This is a genomic window from uncultured Cyclobacterium sp., assembly GCF_963976465.1.
Taxonomy (GTDB): Bacteria; Bacteroidota; Bacteroidia; order Cytophagales; family Cyclobacteriaceae; genus Cyclobacterium.
In genome coordinates this window covers 1-15,717 of the sequence record NZ_CAXBOC010000062.1, presented here as the reverse complement: position 1 = coordinate 15,717, position 15,717 = coordinate 1, and the positions used below count along the sequence as shown (strand labels likewise).

Annotated in this window: 15 protein-coding genes; 6 read left to right on the top strand and 9 right to left on the bottom strand. The window is 38.3% G+C overall.

The genetic code is table 11. The features are described from left to right. On the bottom strand, positions 1 to 752 hold a 752-nt coding region (locus AAC037_RS05530), incomplete at its 3' end, for a DEAD/DEAH box helicase (protein ID WP_339902046.1). A 617-nt stretch (positions 753 to 1,369) separates the two neighbouring features. Here AAC037_RS05530 and AAC037_RS05525 point away from each other — a divergent pair. Together AAC037_RS05525 and AAC037_RS05520 are read left to right on the top strand one after the other, a co-directional pair. Then, positions 1,370 to 2,572: an MFS transporter gene (locus AAC037_RS05525; RefSeq protein ID WP_339902045.1), complete on the top strand. Its 1,203-nt coding sequence runs from the start codon at positions 1,370 to 1,372 to the stop codon at positions 2,570 to 2,572. Between the two features lie 159 nt (positions 2,573 to 2,731). Further along, positions 2,732 to 3,568, top strand: a complete 837-nt coding sequence (locus tag AAC037_RS05520; protein ID WP_339902044.1) for an alpha/beta hydrolase — start codon at positions 2,732 to 2,734, stop codon at positions 3,566 to 3,568. A gap of 87 nt (positions 3,569 to 3,655) precedes the next feature. Here the strand turns inward: AAC037_RS05520 and AAC037_RS05515 are convergent, their stop codons facing one another. Beyond that, the gene (locus AAC037_RS05515) at positions 3,656 to 4,900 is read right to left on the bottom strand and encodes a M56 family metallopeptidase (protein ID WP_339902043.1); all 1,245 of its coding nucleotides are present in this window, start codon (positions 4,898 to 4,900) and stop codon (positions 3,656 to 3,658) included. Further along, the gene (locus tag AAC037_RS05510) at positions 4,897 to 5,268 is read right to left on the bottom strand and encodes a BlaI/MecI/CopY family transcriptional regulator (protein ID WP_339902042.1); all 372 of its coding nucleotides are present in this window, start codon (positions 5,266 to 5,268) and stop codon (positions 4,897 to 4,899) included. The genes AAC037_RS05515 and AAC037_RS05510 overlap by 4 nt, the downstream gene beginning before the upstream one ends. Positions 5,269 to 5,552: 284 nt before the next feature. On the opposite strand from AAC037_RS05510, the gene AAC037_RS05505 reads away from it, so the two are divergent. Beyond that, positions 5,553 to 5,993 (top strand): response regulator, encoded by a 441-nt coding sequence (locus AAC037_RS05505; RefSeq protein ID WP_339902041.1) that lies wholly within the window; start codon positions 5,553 to 5,555, stop codon positions 5,991 to 5,993. A gap of 132 nt (positions 5,994 to 6,125) precedes the next feature. Next, positions 6,126 to 7,706 carry a VCBS repeat-containing protein gene (locus AAC037_RS05500; protein WP_339902040.1) on the top strand — a complete coding sequence of 527 codons (1,581 nt, stop codon included), beginning with the start codon at positions 6,126 to 6,128 and terminating at the stop codon, positions 7,704 to 7,706. Positions 7,707 to 7,888: 182 nt separating this feature from the next. Here AAC037_RS05500 and AAC037_RS05495 read toward each other — a convergent pair whose 3' ends face one another. After that, on the bottom strand, positions 7,889 to 8,548 hold the full coding sequence (locus AAC037_RS05495) for a hypothetical protein (RefSeq protein WP_339902039.1): 660 nt from the start codon (positions 8,546 to 8,548) through the stop codon (positions 7,889 to 7,891). A 300-nt stretch (positions 8,549 to 8,848) separates the two neighbouring features. On the opposite strand from AAC037_RS05495, the gene AAC037_RS05490 reads away from it, so the two are divergent. Beyond that, positions 8,849 to 9,466: a hypothetical protein gene (locus AAC037_RS05490; RefSeq protein WP_339902038.1), complete on the top strand. Its 618-nt coding sequence runs from the start codon at positions 8,849 to 8,851 to the stop codon at positions 9,464 to 9,466. Beyond that, positions 9,463 to 10,557, top strand: coding sequence for a Gfo/Idh/MocA family oxidoreductase (locus AAC037_RS05485; RefSeq protein ID WP_339902037.1), 1,095 nt, complete (start codon positions 9,463 to 9,465; stop codon positions 10,555 to 10,557). The genes AAC037_RS05490 and AAC037_RS05485 overlap by 4 nt, the downstream gene beginning before the upstream one ends. Positions 10,558 to 10,578: 21 nt before the next feature. On the opposite strand, the gene AAC037_RS05480 is transcribed toward AAC037_RS05485, so the two are convergent. The 5 genes from AAC037_RS05480 to secF all read right to left on the bottom strand — a co-directional run. After that, positions 10,579 to 11,355 carry an EcsC family protein gene (locus tag AAC037_RS05480; protein ID WP_339902036.1) on the bottom strand — a complete coding sequence of 259 codons (777 nt, stop codon included), beginning with the start codon at positions 11,353 to 11,355 and terminating at the stop codon, positions 10,579 to 10,581. 2 nt (positions 11,356 to 11,357) lie between these two features. Further along, on the bottom strand, positions 11,358 to 11,939 hold the full coding sequence (locus AAC037_RS05475) for a DUF1572 family protein (RefSeq protein ID WP_339902035.1): 582 nt from the start codon (positions 11,937 to 11,939) through the stop codon (positions 11,358 to 11,360). A gap of 479 nt (positions 11,940 to 12,418) precedes the next feature. After that, positions 12,419 to 13,672: a methionine adenosyltransferase gene (gene metK, locus AAC037_RS05470; protein WP_339902034.1), complete on the bottom strand. Its 1,254-nt coding sequence runs from the start codon at positions 13,670 to 13,672 to the stop codon at positions 12,419 to 12,421. Positions 13,673 to 13,753: 81 nt separating this feature from the next. Next, positions 13,754 to 14,425: a hypothetical protein gene (locus tag AAC037_RS05465; protein WP_339902033.1), complete on the bottom strand. Its 672-nt coding sequence runs from the start codon at positions 14,423 to 14,425 to the stop codon at positions 13,754 to 13,756. Positions 14,426 to 14,572: 147 nt separating this feature from the next. After that, the coding region (gene secF, locus AAC037_RS05460) for a protein translocase subunit SecF (protein WP_339902032.1) at positions 14,573 to 15,717 on the bottom strand (1,145 nt) is incomplete at its 5' end.

Here is a 15,717-nt window from a genome sequence, read left to right as displayed (position 1 = left end):
AAAAGCAAAACCTGGTCGATTTCTTTGTTTTCCAAAATATGGAAAAGCAAGTCCTTCTTTGAGCTTTTATTGGTGTAATAAACCTTTTGTTTGACTGTTTCTGCGGCAGAAGAAACCGGGTTAACTTCGATTTTAATCGGGTCCGTAAGAATTTTTCCTGCCAAAGAAACAATATTGTCCGGCATAGTAGCTGAGAAAAACAAGGATTGGCGTTTTCTTGGCAATAATTTCAGTAGCTTTTTGATGTCATTAATAAAGCCCATGTCCAGCATACGATCTGCCTCATCAAGGACAAAGATTTTGATTTGATCCAATTTTATAAATCCCTGATTGATAAGGTCTAGTAATCTGCCCGGAGTTGCCACCAAGATATCCACTCCTCGCCTAAGTTCGTTTACTTGGGCCCCTTGTTTGACTCCCCCAAATATTACAGCATGTCTTAGCTTGGTGTATTTTCCATAATGGGCTATATTTTCATCAATTTGAATAGCCAATTCTCGGGTTGGGGTTACTATCAAGGATTGGATGGCTAATTTACCTTTATGATTGTTTTTCTCTGTGTGAAGTAACTGAATGATAGGAAGTGAGAAGGCCGCAGTTTTTCCGGTACCTGTTTGGGCACTTCCCAGAATGTCTCGCTTGGCCAGTATTTTAGGGATGGCCTGGGCCTGTATGGCTGTTGGTTCTTTGTAATTTCTTTCCTGAAGTGCCTTCAGGATTGGCGTTATAAGATCTAATTGTTCGAATGTCATGCTTTTTCATTTATGCGGCAATGTATGCCTGTGCTTTGCACCTCGCGTATTATGTGTTGTAGTGCAAATTAAAATTTTTGCCTATCCGGCTGATATTAACCTATATAATTATATTGGGTTTTAAATTGCTAGAATTAAGATTGAGGGAGATATAACCCGAAATGGCTTGATTAATTGACAAATTCGCTTTGAATTCTGCAAAGGTTACCCTGATGGAGTATCACCAAAACCATTCATCGTGGATGTTCAATAGATAATCTAAATACCAAGAAAATCAGGCTATCAATTCACCTGAATTACTTGAATTCAAAAACAATAAGTTTAAACGCAATTGTATATAGGAGTTGATAAAGTTTGTAAAGGTAGGTAGATTTATTGGATTGGAAGTGCCTTACACCAATTTTTAATCAATCGCAAATTTTGTATATAATATTATAAGGCCTATTATTTTACTTTATGGCTTGGTCTGCCCTAAGTAATTTTGTTTTAGTTGTCCGTTTTTAGCTCCCTGCCATTTAATTCACAAATGTGAGGCTTCACTATCTTTTGTTTTATATCTATAATTCAAAGAACTATAAGTAAGGGAGAAAGGTTTTAAGAAAATAAATTTCTATAAAATGCAAAAGGAGAAACTTCTACTTTGGACCTTGGCGGCCATCAATTTTACCCATATAGTGGATTTTATGATTTTAATGCCATTGGGACCTCAGTTGATGCGAATATTTCATATATCTCCACAAGAATTTGGTTTATTGGTTTCATCCTACACTTTAAGTGCAGGGGTAAGTAGCTTTTTTGGTGCTTTTATCCTAGACAAATATGATCGGAGAAGTATACTGATGTGGGTGTTTTTAGGCTTTTTGGTAGGGACTTTGGCTTGTGCATTGTCTCCCAACTATCCTTTTTTGTTATTTTCGAGAATTCTTTCCGGACTATTTGGAGGTTTAACTTCAGCATTAATTTTTGCAATTATAGGAGATACCATACCTGACCAAAGAAGAGGTAGAGCAATGGGCTTGGTAATGGCAGCTTTCTCAGTGGCATCGGTAGTAGGCGTTCCTTTTGGTCTTTTTATTGCCAGCATGTCCAATTGGCACGCTCCATTTTTCTTTTTGGCTTTACTTGCCACGATAATACTAGGGCTTATTTATAAATTCGTTCCCTCTATCTCCGTGCCTAAAAGTGAAGGAAATTTAAAGCCAAATCCCCTTCAAGTGATCCGGAGAGTCACCAACAATGGCAACCAAATGCGAGCCATTTCCTTAACGGTAATGATGATGTTAGGGCAGTTTATGGTGATTCCTTTTCTAAGCCCTTTTATGGTAGCCAATGTAGGTTTTTCAGAAATTCAATTGACTTATATTTATATGGCCGGTGGTTTTTTTACCGTTTTTACATCCCCGTGGGTAGGTAGGCTAACGGACAAATATGGGAAAGTCCCCATTTTTACCATTTTTATGAGTTTAAATGTTATACCAATTGCTATAATTACGCACTTAGGAGCCACACCAATTGTACTTGCCTTGCTCGTATCAACCCTCTTTTTTGTTACCTCTAATGGTCGTATGGTCCCTGCTGCAGCGCTTATCACCGGTACTGCCAAGGCTGAAAACCGAGGAAGCTTTCTTAGTTTCAATTCAGCTGTTCAACAATTAAGTTCCGGTTTAGCTTCTTTTATAGGAGGCCTTATTTTGGTGGAAGGCACAGATGGAAAACTTTTGAATTTTGAGTACATTGGTTATATCGCTATAGTAATTAGCCTATTATGTATACCATTGATTAGAAGAATAAAAGTTGTGGATTTGGTACCGGCGAAGTAAAAAAATATTAGTTAATAATTTGGTTTATTTTTAAATACGTGATTTAATTTTTGTTTTTGTTAAGAAATCAAGAATTTTATTTTACTTTTGTTTTGAGGGTAACAGCGATTCTTTTTATATAACCCGAATAACAGATCACCAATAATTCTAAATTTTAAAATGAAAAGTGGATTTTTCTACAGGTTTTCAGGACTCTTTCTGAATACCATGAATAGTATTGCACCAGAGCAAGGAGGAAAGTTGGGTTTCAAGTATTTTTGCTCCCCGATTCGTACCAAAATAAGTAAAAAACAAATTGACTTTCTTCGAACCGCGAAGGAGTCGAATATTCTTTTTAAAGGGAATAAGATTCGACAATATCAATGGGGAAATGGACCGAAGAAAATATTATTCATTCATGGTTGGCAGAGCTTTTCCTTTAGATGGAAGGAATACATTGAGGTGCTTTTGGGAACTAATGATTATACAATATTGGCCTATGATGCACCAGCACATGGACAAAGCCAAGGTAGACGCTTTACGGTACCTGAAAATGCTGCTTTAATCAATCAAATATTAAAAGATGTTGGAGAAGTGGAGGCGGTGGTCACCCATTCTATTGGTAGCTTTTCTTTTTTTTATGCCTTTGCTAAGTATAAGCTACCACCTGTAAAGAAACTTGTCGCTTTGTCAACTCCGGGAAGTGCCATAGAGTTTATTGGGTATTACAAGCAAGTATTGGGACTTAAGTTGCACACGATAAAAAATATTACGGCTGAATTTGAAGCCTTTATTCAAGAAGATTTAAACAAAGTTAACTTGCCTAACTTGGTTAAAAATTTGACCATTCCCGGACTTATTATTCATGACCAAAAAGATGGGTTGACAGATTTTAGTAATGCCCGGCTGCTTCATCAGCATTGGCCACAATCGGAATTAATAACGACCACCGGTTTAGGTCATCGGTTACGTTCTCCGGAGGTGATTCATGCAGTGGTTGATTTTATCAAAGAATAGCATTTACGGCATTTAAACCCAAAATCCCGGCCGCGGGTAATTGTTACTCACGACCGGGAAAATCAAACACAAATAATCCAAGAATTATTAATTCAGCTTAAACCGAATTGGTAGATTTATTTTAACATTTACATCCTTTCCTTTTTGTTTCCCCGGGGTCCAATCGGGTGAATTTTTTATTACCCTTAGTGCCTCTGCATCAAGATCCGGATCCACACTTTTTATTACAGTGGGGTTAATTAATTTCCCTTCTTTGTTTATTATAAATTGCAAGTAAACTGTTCCTTCTAATTTTTGATCTCTGGCAGATTGAGGATATTTAAGATTTTGGCTTAAATACTTGTTCCATCCTTGCATACCTTCATAAGGGACCGGCATGTCTTCAACAATTTCAAAAATCTCATTTGGAATTGCTTGTTCGGTTATTGTTTCAGCTTTCGGGATTTCTACTTCCACGATTTCATCCTTTTGTTCACATGAAACCAATGCTAAGAGGCATAAAAATAACGGTAATGCCAAAGCATAAAGCCCTTTGGTTATTCTTTTTGATTTGGGTTGTGTCATCATGGTTAATCTTTTTTTGATTTGAAATTTATTAAAATTATGTGCCAACTGATTTACACTTTTTGGTCTTCCTAAATGAATTAGCAGCAAGGCGTATTCTTCGACCGGGTAGTTAGCGGTCATTTTATTATCTACCTGATACTCATGGATCACCTCTAATTCCGTTTCGTACAAAAGATAAATGGGGTAAAACCAAAAGATAATTTTCACCAATTGCAGCAGTAACTTGTCTATGCTGTGTCTGAAATCAGCGTGAGCTGCTTCATGATCTATTATCCAATCCACTTTGTTTCTTAACTGAAGTGAACCTTGAGGCAAAAAGATCAAGTGAAAAAAGGAAGAAGGCTCAAAAGAGGCATGTTCCAATAGGGTGTATTTACCCTTATGAGAGGTTTTTGCTTTTTTTGACGAGCGTATTAAGGAGCGGATACCTATTATAAATTTGGTAAGTGGAAAAAGCATTCCCACAAAGTAAAGGCCTACCAAAATGCTGCTCAGGGAAAGTGACATGAAAAAATTTGCATCTTGATTTGAACCGTCAAATTCAAAAGTTGGCAATTGAAAAAAGTAAGTTTCATTGGCCAAATTTATGCTGTTTATACCTTCAAAATCCAAAATAGGGAGAACCAGTGCCATGATTATTGCCCACAGCAAATAAGCCCTGTTGCATGCAAAGAAGGTGTTTTTTTCAAAGACGGCCTTGTAAAACAACCAAGGAATGGTCAAACAAACAGCTCCTTCCCATAGGTAATTGATAAGGCTTGTCATGATGATTTCTTTTTATAATTTTCAACAATTTTTTCCAGCTCCCGGATGTCGCATTCAGTTAGCTTTTCTTCTTTCACCATAAAAGACAAAACATTTTTCGCAGACCCATCGAAGTAGTTTTTTACCATCTGATTAAAACTGCTATGTTGGTAAGTCTTTTTGCTTATCAAAGGAAAATATTCATGTGTATTTCCATAAGTTTTGTGATCTAGGTATTCTTTTTTTTCCAATTGCTTGATGATTGAGGCCAATGTGGTGTAAGGAGGCCTGGGCTCAGGTAATTCATTCAATACATCCCTTATCAATGCCTTTTGCAGTTTCCAGATGATTCGCATGACCTGCTCCTCATTGTTTGTTAGTGGTTCCATAATGTAAACTTAAAAAATAAAAATTAGTTAAACTATTAAAATTACGTATTTCTACGAGTTTAACGTATTTTATTTAAGAGATTAGTGTTCTGTGTGAATTTCTCTATATAAGGAAACCTAATTTCCGAAGATGTAATTATCTAGATTTAGAATCGGCTCAATATAATTTTAACAAAAAAATGAACTTTAATTCTACTAATACGCTGTTTGTAATAAATATTTGGTAAATAAATAATATTTTTCTAATATTATGTCTTTATTTTCAGCGAGCCTACTTTTTAACAATGAATAACAGCAAATCCAATAACTTTAGTTTAGAGTTTGAAGGCAAACGATTTTTAATCGTTGACGATGATCCTATTATCAGAATGGTAATGAAGTCAATGTTGAAAAATTGGGATCACATTATAATTGATATGGCTAGTGACGGAAAGCAAGCTTTGGAACTAATCAAGCAATCTTATTATGATTTAGTTATCATGGATCTTCAAATGCCGGTATTGAGTGGTTATCAAACGGCAGAAGCAATAAGGAGCGGAGCATGTGGCGAATTACGAAAAAATACTCCCTTGTTGGCTGTAACCGCAGACCTTTCCGACATGGCCAAAACGAAATCATCACAAATGAACTATGTATTGATCAAGCCTTTTGATCTTGAAAAGCTTGAGACAGCCATTCTTTATTGTTTGAGGCCGGGTGAGCAGCTAAACAAACAAGCCAATTAGTTCATCTCATTATTGAACTTAGGTAGTTTTTACCAATGTATTTGGTATTGATTTTTATTTAATGGCTTGATTTTAACAGTCCTTGGTTATCTTTGACGATTCATTGTCTATCAGATCCAAACCTTTGCATTCATGAGGATAGCCCTGTACTTTCTTGCCCTTTGTTTTATCATTTTAGGCCAAGCATGTAATCCCAATGATAAAAAAAGTCAAAAGGAGGACCCTACCAACCCAAAGGAGGAAGTGAAAAAGGAGGCTTTACAAGACCCTCTGGATAAGCCTGCAGAAATGCTTGCCAAAACATATTGTACCGGATGTCATTTGTACCCAGATCCCAGTCAGTTAAATAAAACTACCTGGAAAACAATTCTCCCACGAATGGGTCATTTTTTTGGTATCTATGAATCAGACAGCAGCAGGGAAAATCTTTTGGAGGGAGGACGAGCCGGTGTAATTGTAGAAAGAAATAATGTTTTCCCAAAGTCTCCCACAATAGACACTTTGATCTTTGACAAAATCAAAGCTTATTATTTGGAGAAGGCTCCTGACAAATTGCCGGAAACTGAAGTCAAAGAAATTAAAACCGGCTTAAATAACTTTAAACTCAATCGCCCGCCCAATAAGACAAAGAACCCAATGCATTTAATGGTGAAAATCATAGGCCCTGATCGCTGGTACATTAGTGATGCAGGTAGGTCTTCCTTTTCCATCATGAACAATCAATTTAAAGTGCAGAAAACAGCATCGAGCCCGGAAGGGACAGTATGGGTGCATAAAGGGCAGCTGTATTCCTATGCTTTGGTAATCGGTACATTTAACCCTACAGACATGGATCTGGGTTTTGTAATGCGCTTGCCAAATGCTGCCGGAGAGGTAACAAAAATTGTGGCCAAAGATTTACAAAGACCCGTACATATGGACATGGGAGATCTTGATGGGGATGGATTGGAAGATATGGTCATTGCTGAATACGGGAAAAATACCGGAAGCCTGGGCTGGTGGAAGCAAGGTCCTACTGGAAATTTTCAAAAGTTTATTTTAAGGAATAAGCCGGGAGCTACCAAAGCATATATCCGTGACTTGAACAACGATGGATTAAAAGATATCATCGCGCTTTTTGGCCAGGGAGATGAGGGTATTTTTATATACCATAATCAAGGAAATGGCAATTTTGCAGAGGAACCGGTATTAAGGTTTCCTCCAACATATGGATCTAGCTATTTTGATTTATACGATTTTAATGGAGATGGGATAGAGGATATTATTTATACTGCCGGAGATAATGCAGATTATGATCCAATACTCAAGCCCTATCATGGGATCAGGGTTTATATCAATGATGGAACAAACCATTTTAAAGAATCATTTTTTTATCCGCTTAATGGGGCCTACAAAGCCATTCCTTCAGATTTTGATAAGGATGGGGACGTCGATATTGCGGCAATCAGTTTTTTTCCGGATTATGAAAGAAGTCCTGAGGAGAGTTTTGTTTACCTTGAGAATAAAGGAGACCTGAATTTTGATTCTTTCACCTTTTCCGGTAGTGCAGACGGACGATGGATGGCTATGGATGCTGGAGATATGGATGGGGATGGCGACCTTGACATCCTTCTTGGTTCAATGATATTTGGTACGGATTATAGCAGATTTTTTGAAAAATGGTCAGATGGCACCCTACCTTTTGCTTGGCTTGAAAATACAAGTTCCAATTGACCCCAAAATCTGATGGCTTTACCATTACAGCTCCTATTGGCTTGTTGAGAAATTTATGCTTCTTTACACTTGGCTTAAGCCTGATTGGCTTTTGTTCTTAGTTGTTTTCCTTTTTATAGGCCTCTTCATAAGGTGACCAAATTTCATATATGGGATCGCCCTTAACTCAAGCCACTGTGGTGTCATTTTCCGTCAATTACCTTGTAATCAAACTCTAATTGAGCACCAACCCGACTGTCATCTTTGGAAAAGAATGTGATTTTTTCAATGTATTTCCCATCTTTGGCTTCATATTCACCTCCACCGGTGCCACTAAATGCTTTTGTTTCAGAATTAAAGGCAATCCACTGAAATCGCCCTCCACTTAAAATCTTAACGGTTCTTCTCGCTCCCGGAGACATTTCAACTATCTTATCTCCACGTTTCCTTCCGGTAATTACCCAATTTCTTGTCAGCTCGTCTTTTTCCTGGGATACCCTCTCCCAAATTTCGATCAGGTCTTCCCCTTTTATCTTGGTGGAAATGACTAATCGATCATTGGCAAAGTCCAATGTGTATTTATTGGTAGTCCCTATTTGATCTGGATCCAGGGTTAGGAAGTCGAGGTGTTCCTCGTAAACATTTCCATTCAAGTCGTATTCCCCTCCTCCGGCATAGAGAAACTTGTCTCCTTTTATTTCTTTTGCCCCAAAGGCAAAATAACCATCCTGGTATATTTTTATAAATTCTTGGTCGGTAATGGCAACACCATTTTGATGGGTTAAAATCCAAGAACCCTCCAGTTCTTGTGAAAAAACCGTGGTACAAATGGCAAAACAAATAAATAAAAGAATTGATTTCATAACTCAGGCTCCATTGTTAAACTTAAATTTAATTATTTATTAAAACATTATCACAAGGCAAGGCTGAAAATCCTTCTCATTCAAGCACTTTTGATTAATAATTTAGGAGTTTTAATGTTTTATTGTTTGAATGGCTCGTTATTTAGACAATAGGATTTAAAGAAAGAGAAATTAGCCTAAAATATGCGCTTTGTCATTGCCTAATTTAATTCTAAATGGCTAAGAGCGAGAAAATTCCTGTTTTATTTTCGTGTTCTGGCTGGTTTTTTGGTAGATGTTCCTGATATTTAATTGATAGTGATGTTGAAATACACTTTAGCACTTGTACTCACAGGTTTAATGTTGATTGGAAGCTATTCTTGGTCTTATGGACAGAGTTATGGCACCAGCGCAGGATTGAGATTGGGAAATAATGATCAAGGACGCATGTTGGGTTTTACCGTCCAGCAACGACTCACAAAAGGACTGACCCTAGAAGGGATTGTCCAGTCAGATTTTGGGTACAATACCACCATCCATGCCCTATTGGAAAGACACCGGCCACTACTATCCAAGCGGCTAAACTATTATTACGGGGCTGGGGCTGCTGTAGGAATAGAGGAAAGTCGGCAGAAAGTAAGCGAGAGCATGCAAATAATCCGTACCTACGGCAACAAAACCCTAGGGGTTGATTTTATTGGTGGTGTAGAGCTTACTTTGCTAGGGATAAATTTCTCTGTAGATTATAAACCCAATATCAATATTGTTGGTAGGCAACCTTGGTATAGTGGACAAGTGGGGATCTCAGTGAGATCGGTCCTGGTGAAGGGGAAAAAGCAAAATAAGAAAAGACGACAGAAAGCCAGAAGAAAAAGAAAAAGCAATTCAGATGGTTTTTTCCATAATTTGATTGACGCTATTAAAAACAATAAACCATGAAAAAATCAATACTAATATTTTTTGCTGCTTTTATATTGCTACCTTTTCAGTGTCTATTTGCACAATCAGCTGTGAAAATTGCGGTGGTGGGCCTTACTCATTCCCATGTTCACTGGATACTGGGCAGGGAAGATGTGGGGGATGTGGAGATTGTAGGAATAGTGGAACCAAATAAAGATTTGGCCAATCGCTTGATGTCTCAACATGGTTTAGACAAGCAATTGCTTTATCCGGATATGGAGTCACTTTTTGCAGCTGTTAAGCCTGAAGCTGTCACGGCATTTGGTTCCATTTATGAGCATTTAGAGGTAGTGCAGGCTTGCGCTCCCCGAGGAATACATGTTATGGTAGAGAAGCCTTTGGCGGTCAGCATGGAACATGCCAAAGAGATGGCAGATTTGGCCAGAAAATATCAGATCCATTTATTGACCAATTACGAAACAACCTGGTATGCAAGTAACCATGAACTAAAAAAGCGACTGAAAGCAGAGGAAGTAGGTCCTGTTAGAAGGGTAATTGTCAATGATGGGCATGAAGGACCCATGGAGATTGGTGTCAATCAGGAATTTTTGGATTGGCTCACAGATCCTGTTTTGAATGGAGGGGGAGCTGTCATTGATTTTGGATGCTATGGCGCCAATTTGATGACTTGGTTAATGGATGGGGTAAAACCCATATCGGTTACCGCTGAGTTAAAACAGATCAAACCTGATATTTATCCCAAGGTGGATGATGAAGCAACCATTCTATTAGAATATCCCAAAGCCCAAGGGGTAATACAGGCTTCCTGGAACTGGCCTTTTAGCAGAAAAGACATGGAAGTATATGGAAAGACGGGGTATATGGTAGCTAAAAACAGTACAAGTTTGTTGAGCAGATCTGAAGGACAAAAACAAGAAAAGGCAGAGACCCTGTCCAAAAGAACCAATCCATACAATGACCCTTTTGCATATTTAGCAGCTGTGGTGAGAGGGGAAATTCAAGTAACTGCTAAAGATCTATCCTCTTTAGAAAACAATTTGGTGGTGGTAGAAATTTTAGATGCAGCCAAGGAAAGTGCAAAAAAAGGAAAGCGTATATACCTTAAATAAAAAAGTAAGCCCAAATTTGCTTTAGGTGACGGGGTTATTTCCGGAGATTGCTTTTACCTCTTGGAGGTGTCTAAGCCGGTAAGCAAGGATGGCATTTTTCCCGAGCATCTGGCTCAGTTTATAATTGGCAATTGCCCCTATTCCTGCACCGATCACCGGTATCATTTGAGCCAGTTTGGCAAGGTCCATAAAATCTCGGTACTCCAGTTGAAATTGTCTCCAGTCAAAGTCATCCAAATTGTCGGGTAAAGTTTGAGAGAAGCTGTTCCAATTTTCAAGGATACCTATGGTTTCATTTCGCGTTTTCTGCGTAGAAAAGCTAAGCTTAAAAATATAAAGTACAAACAATCTCTCTCTCAGGTCTTTGGTGTCGTGGCCAAAAGCTGCCGCTATATTGAATAGCATTTTCATTTTAATGGCCAAAAAGGCTGGGAGATCGGCGAAACCCATCAATATACCTCCGGCTCCTGTAATGGCTCCCTCCACAGAGGCCGTTCTTGTATAGGTTTTAATGCTTTTTCTGGCCTTAAATTCCTTATACCGAAGCGAAGCTTGGGGCAAGGGTTTCGGGGCAATAAATTGGTTGCCAAAGAGCACCCCTTTTACCATTTTTTCAATGGCGTAAGTGATGGCTTGATGAATTTTATCCGGTATAATTTTATTGATAGACCTTTGGGTGCCGCTGGTCATCCGGTTGAGGATGGAAGGGCTTTGATGTTGCTTTTCCAACCAAGCTTTGAGCTCTTTTTGGGCAATGGCTTCATACTGCTGGTCGATGTATTCTTTATTGATTGACATGTTTACTTCTTTATTTCTTTTAAGTAATCATTTGTAAACTTCCCATCGTTTTTGGGTTGATCAAACTTCTCCTTATTGAATGAACGAGAGGCTCCCTTTGGAATGCTGAAGCTTTTCCAGCTGCCCTGATGAAGCATCTTGGCAAGGTAGATCAATTGCCCGATATGCGTGGCATAATGGGTAAGTTGCCTGCTGATGGCTTCTATCAAATGATGGGATTGATTTCTGATATATACTTTTTTTTCAAAGTCATCTTCACCACAGTTTTCCAAGGCTTGAAAAAGGCTGTCCCAGCCGAGGTCCCAGGCTTCCATTATCTCTTCTCGAGAATGCAGGTCATTTTCAAATTCAGCATCTCGGTTGCGCCAAGGTTTCTCCCCGTCTGAATTCATAAAATCAGACCATCTGGATAACATGTTTCCTGACAAATGTTTTACAATGGTGGCAGCACTGTTGCTGTCTTCATTGAATTGCCAAAAGAGTTTTTCATCCGGGATTTGTTGAAGCGCCTTCTCCCCTAAGTTTTTGTAATAGGTAAAAAGGTGGAGACTACTCTCTAGAAATACTTGTGCATTATTTTTCATAGCATTGGATATAAATCAATAAGACAAAAACCTACGGCTGCCTGCAAATATCCTAGGCTTACATAGCGTGGTCGGAGGCAAATGGCTATGGAATTACCTTTCCCCTGAACCCTTTCAAACGTTTGCTATGCAATCATTGACTGAAAGATTTACCGAATAAGCCCTCTTTATTATTTACGTAATTAGTGTGCATAAGTTAATCTCCCGGAAATGCCTTATAAGGATGCGTCGCTAGCAAGATCCTGTGGACAGTTTATTATTTTCAAAATTTCAATTGATTAAAGGGTTAATTTATTTATGTGAGTAGTTTAAGCAATATTCCAGCCATTGCTTTATCTCGTTTTTGGCCATAAAGAACTTATAATAGGTTGATTGCATCTTTGAGGTTAAATGCAATTAGGGCCAACTATTGGGTAGGTATGGTTAAATAAAAAAGGCAGCCGTTGAAGCTGCCTTTTAAAATAATATTAAATATTCGTTTAAAGACCAAACTCTTTCTTAATCTGATCTATATAATCCAGTTTTTCCCAAGTAAATAGTTCCACATCTAAAGTTATAGAAGCTTTGTCGGGCGCGATAAAGGTTTTTGTTACCACTTCATTTTCTCTACCCATATGCCCGTAAGCTGCCGTTTCTTCATAAATAGGGTTTCTCAATTTTAGCCGATTTTCGATGGCATAAGGCCTCATGTCGAAAAGTTTCTCTATTTTTTTGGCAATTTCCCCATCAGTCAAACCTACATTGGCTGTTCCATAGGTATTGACATACAGTCCCATGGGTTTGGCTACGCCGATGGCATATGAAACTTGCACCAATACTTCATCTGAAATGCCTGCGGCTACCAAATTTTTGGCAATATGTCGAGTAGCATAAGCTGCAGATCGGTCAACTTTTGAAGGATCTTTTCCGGAGAAAGCACCGCCACCATGGGCTCCTTTACCTCCGTAAGTATCAACGATGATTTTTCTTCCGGTTAACCCGGTATCTCCATGAGGACCTCCAATAACAAATTTACCTGTAGGGTTGATATGATAAAGGATGTCATCATTAAAGAGGTTTTGTATGGTTTCCGGTAGTTGGGCTTTTACCCTTGGGATCAAGATTTCAACAATGTCTTTTTTAATTTTTTCCAACATTGCCTGCTCCTCGCCGAATTCGTCATGTTGCGTGGATACTACAATGGCAACAATTTTTTCCGGGGTATTGTCATCACTGTATTGAATAGTCACTTGAGCTTTAGAATCGGGACGTAGGTAGGTGATTTGGTCATTTTCTCTTCTCAATTCAGCCAGTTCTTTCAGTAACCTATGAGATAAATCAAGCCCTAATGGGATAAAATTGCTGGTTTCTTTGGTTGCATAGCCAAACATCATTCCTTGGTCTCCTGCGCCTTGCTCCTCAGGTTCACTCCTGTCCACACCTTGGTTTATGTCAGGGGATTGCTCATGAATGGCGGAAAGAACACCACAGGAGCTGCCATCAAACATGTACTCACTTTTAGTGTATCCCACCCTGTTGATGACATCCCTGGCGATTTTTTGCACATCCAAATAAGTAGATGAATTGACCTCTCCTGCCAGAATAACCTGACCTGTGGTAACAAGTGTTTCACAGGCTACTTTAGCATTAGGATCGAAAGCCAGAAAATTATCAATAATTGCATCTGATATTTGATCAGATATTTTATCTGGATGACCTTCGGAGACAGATTCCGAAGTGAATAGATAGGACATACAATGCGTTTTTTGATTAAAGTTTAAATTTACATTTAAAGGTTATAAATTAAAAACTATATTTTCAAAAGCCGACATTTATTAGGTGTAGTATCTATTGAAAACCCTGGGGGCAAAAAAGGAAAGTCCTAATGATAAGTACATTATGCCCGCCAAGAATTGAACCCAAATAAAAACATGACCCATACTATAATCACCTATGGAGGGATAATAATAGGTTAAAATAAAGAATATGTACCTCTCTCCATAGGAAAACAAAATCAAGGAGGCCATCCAAAAATAGGGCAAAGACAGCAAATTGATGTCTCTAAACTTGCTTTGCTTCAATATGTCTTTAAAGAAGATAACACTATAGGACAGCACTAATCCGTGACCGAGTAAATAACTATAAGACTGTATGGCCCCACCTAGGGGTTGGAGAAAGGTGCTGATAAGTCCACCGGTTATCAAGAAACCAAAAATAGTAGGAAAGACTGTTTTCTGAAGTTGACAACTAAAGGGAAGCTGGCTAAACAATAGCAACATGGCTGTAGGCCTTACATATACATAGAGTAAATTGTATAGCAAGAGATTTTCGCTCCCACCTTTAGATGAATTGGACCATATGATTACAGAGAGTAGCTCCGTAAACAGAATAAATAATACCAGAAAGTTAATCTTTCTATATTCTTTAGGATGAAAGCCCAAAAACAAATAAAGTGTGGCAAATAAAATCCCAAGAATTAACGCGATGGAATAGAATGACATTTGCATATGACAACATGATAGGTCTGCAAGGTATCAATAACTAAAACTTCAATCAATACCCTGTTCAGGGTATTTAATCTGCATTTATAAAGAAAAAGAGCCATTCTTAAAGTAGAATGGCTCTTTTGTATAAAAAAATGTGTCGTTTTCGGCTTATTTTACCGGAACTTCACTTTCACTTTCGATTTCTTTTTTCATTAAATCCACAACTACCGGAGTTGCGATATAGATGGAAGAGTAGGTACCTACCAATACACCTATCAACAAAGCGAAAGAGAATCCTCTAAGCACTTCTCCACCAAATATTAGTAAGACCAGTACTACAATTAAGGTAGTTGCAGAGGTAATTAGGGTTCTGGCCATTGTTTGGTTGATTGCATCATTGAACATCTGGACAATTTTGCTTGTGCCTCGGCTGGCAATATTCTCTCTGATCCTATCAAATACAATTACCGTATCGTTGATGGAATAACCAATAACTGTCAATACAGCGGCAATGAATACTTGGTCGATTTCGAAGGTGGCACCAAATGCACTGGCGATCGCAAAAGCGGCAATGACGAAAAAAGTATCATGAACCAATGCAATAATCGAAGCAAGCGAGAATTGCCATTTTCTAAACCTCAATAGGATATAAAGGAAGATGGCTATAAGGGAGAAGAACATCGCCTCTAATGAGGAATTTTTGATGTCATCTGCTACCGTAGCTCCTACTTTATTGGATCCTGTGATTGAGAAATCATTTCCGGATAGCTTGGTGGCATCTTCCAGAAAACTAAAGCCGGTTACTGTGGCTATACCATTCCTAACCTTGTCTTCCACTTCTCTGTTGGCTTCATCATTGTCTTCGTTTACCAAATAAGATGTGGTTACTTTTAAGACATTGTTGGCCCCATAAGTTTTGACTTCTACCGCACCATCAAATTCACTGTCCAGTCCAACTTTTAATTCAGATGCAGGAACTGATTCGCTAAATTCAACTATATAGTACCTACCACCTGTAAAGTCAACGCCAAATTTGATGCCTGAGGTTAAGGCAAGAATCATCCCAACGACAATAATACCTGTTGAGATCAAATATGCTACCTTACGTTTTCCTAAGAAGTCAATTTTTATGTCGCTAAACAAGTTTTTAGCAAATGGTGTAGCGAAAGAAATATTGCTCTTCTCACCTTTTTTACTCATCCAATACACAATCACTCTTGTGATAAATACTGCTGAGAAGAAAGATGAAGCAATACCTATCATCAATACAATCGCAAACCCTTTTACGGGACCTTGTCCCAAAGCATAGAGTA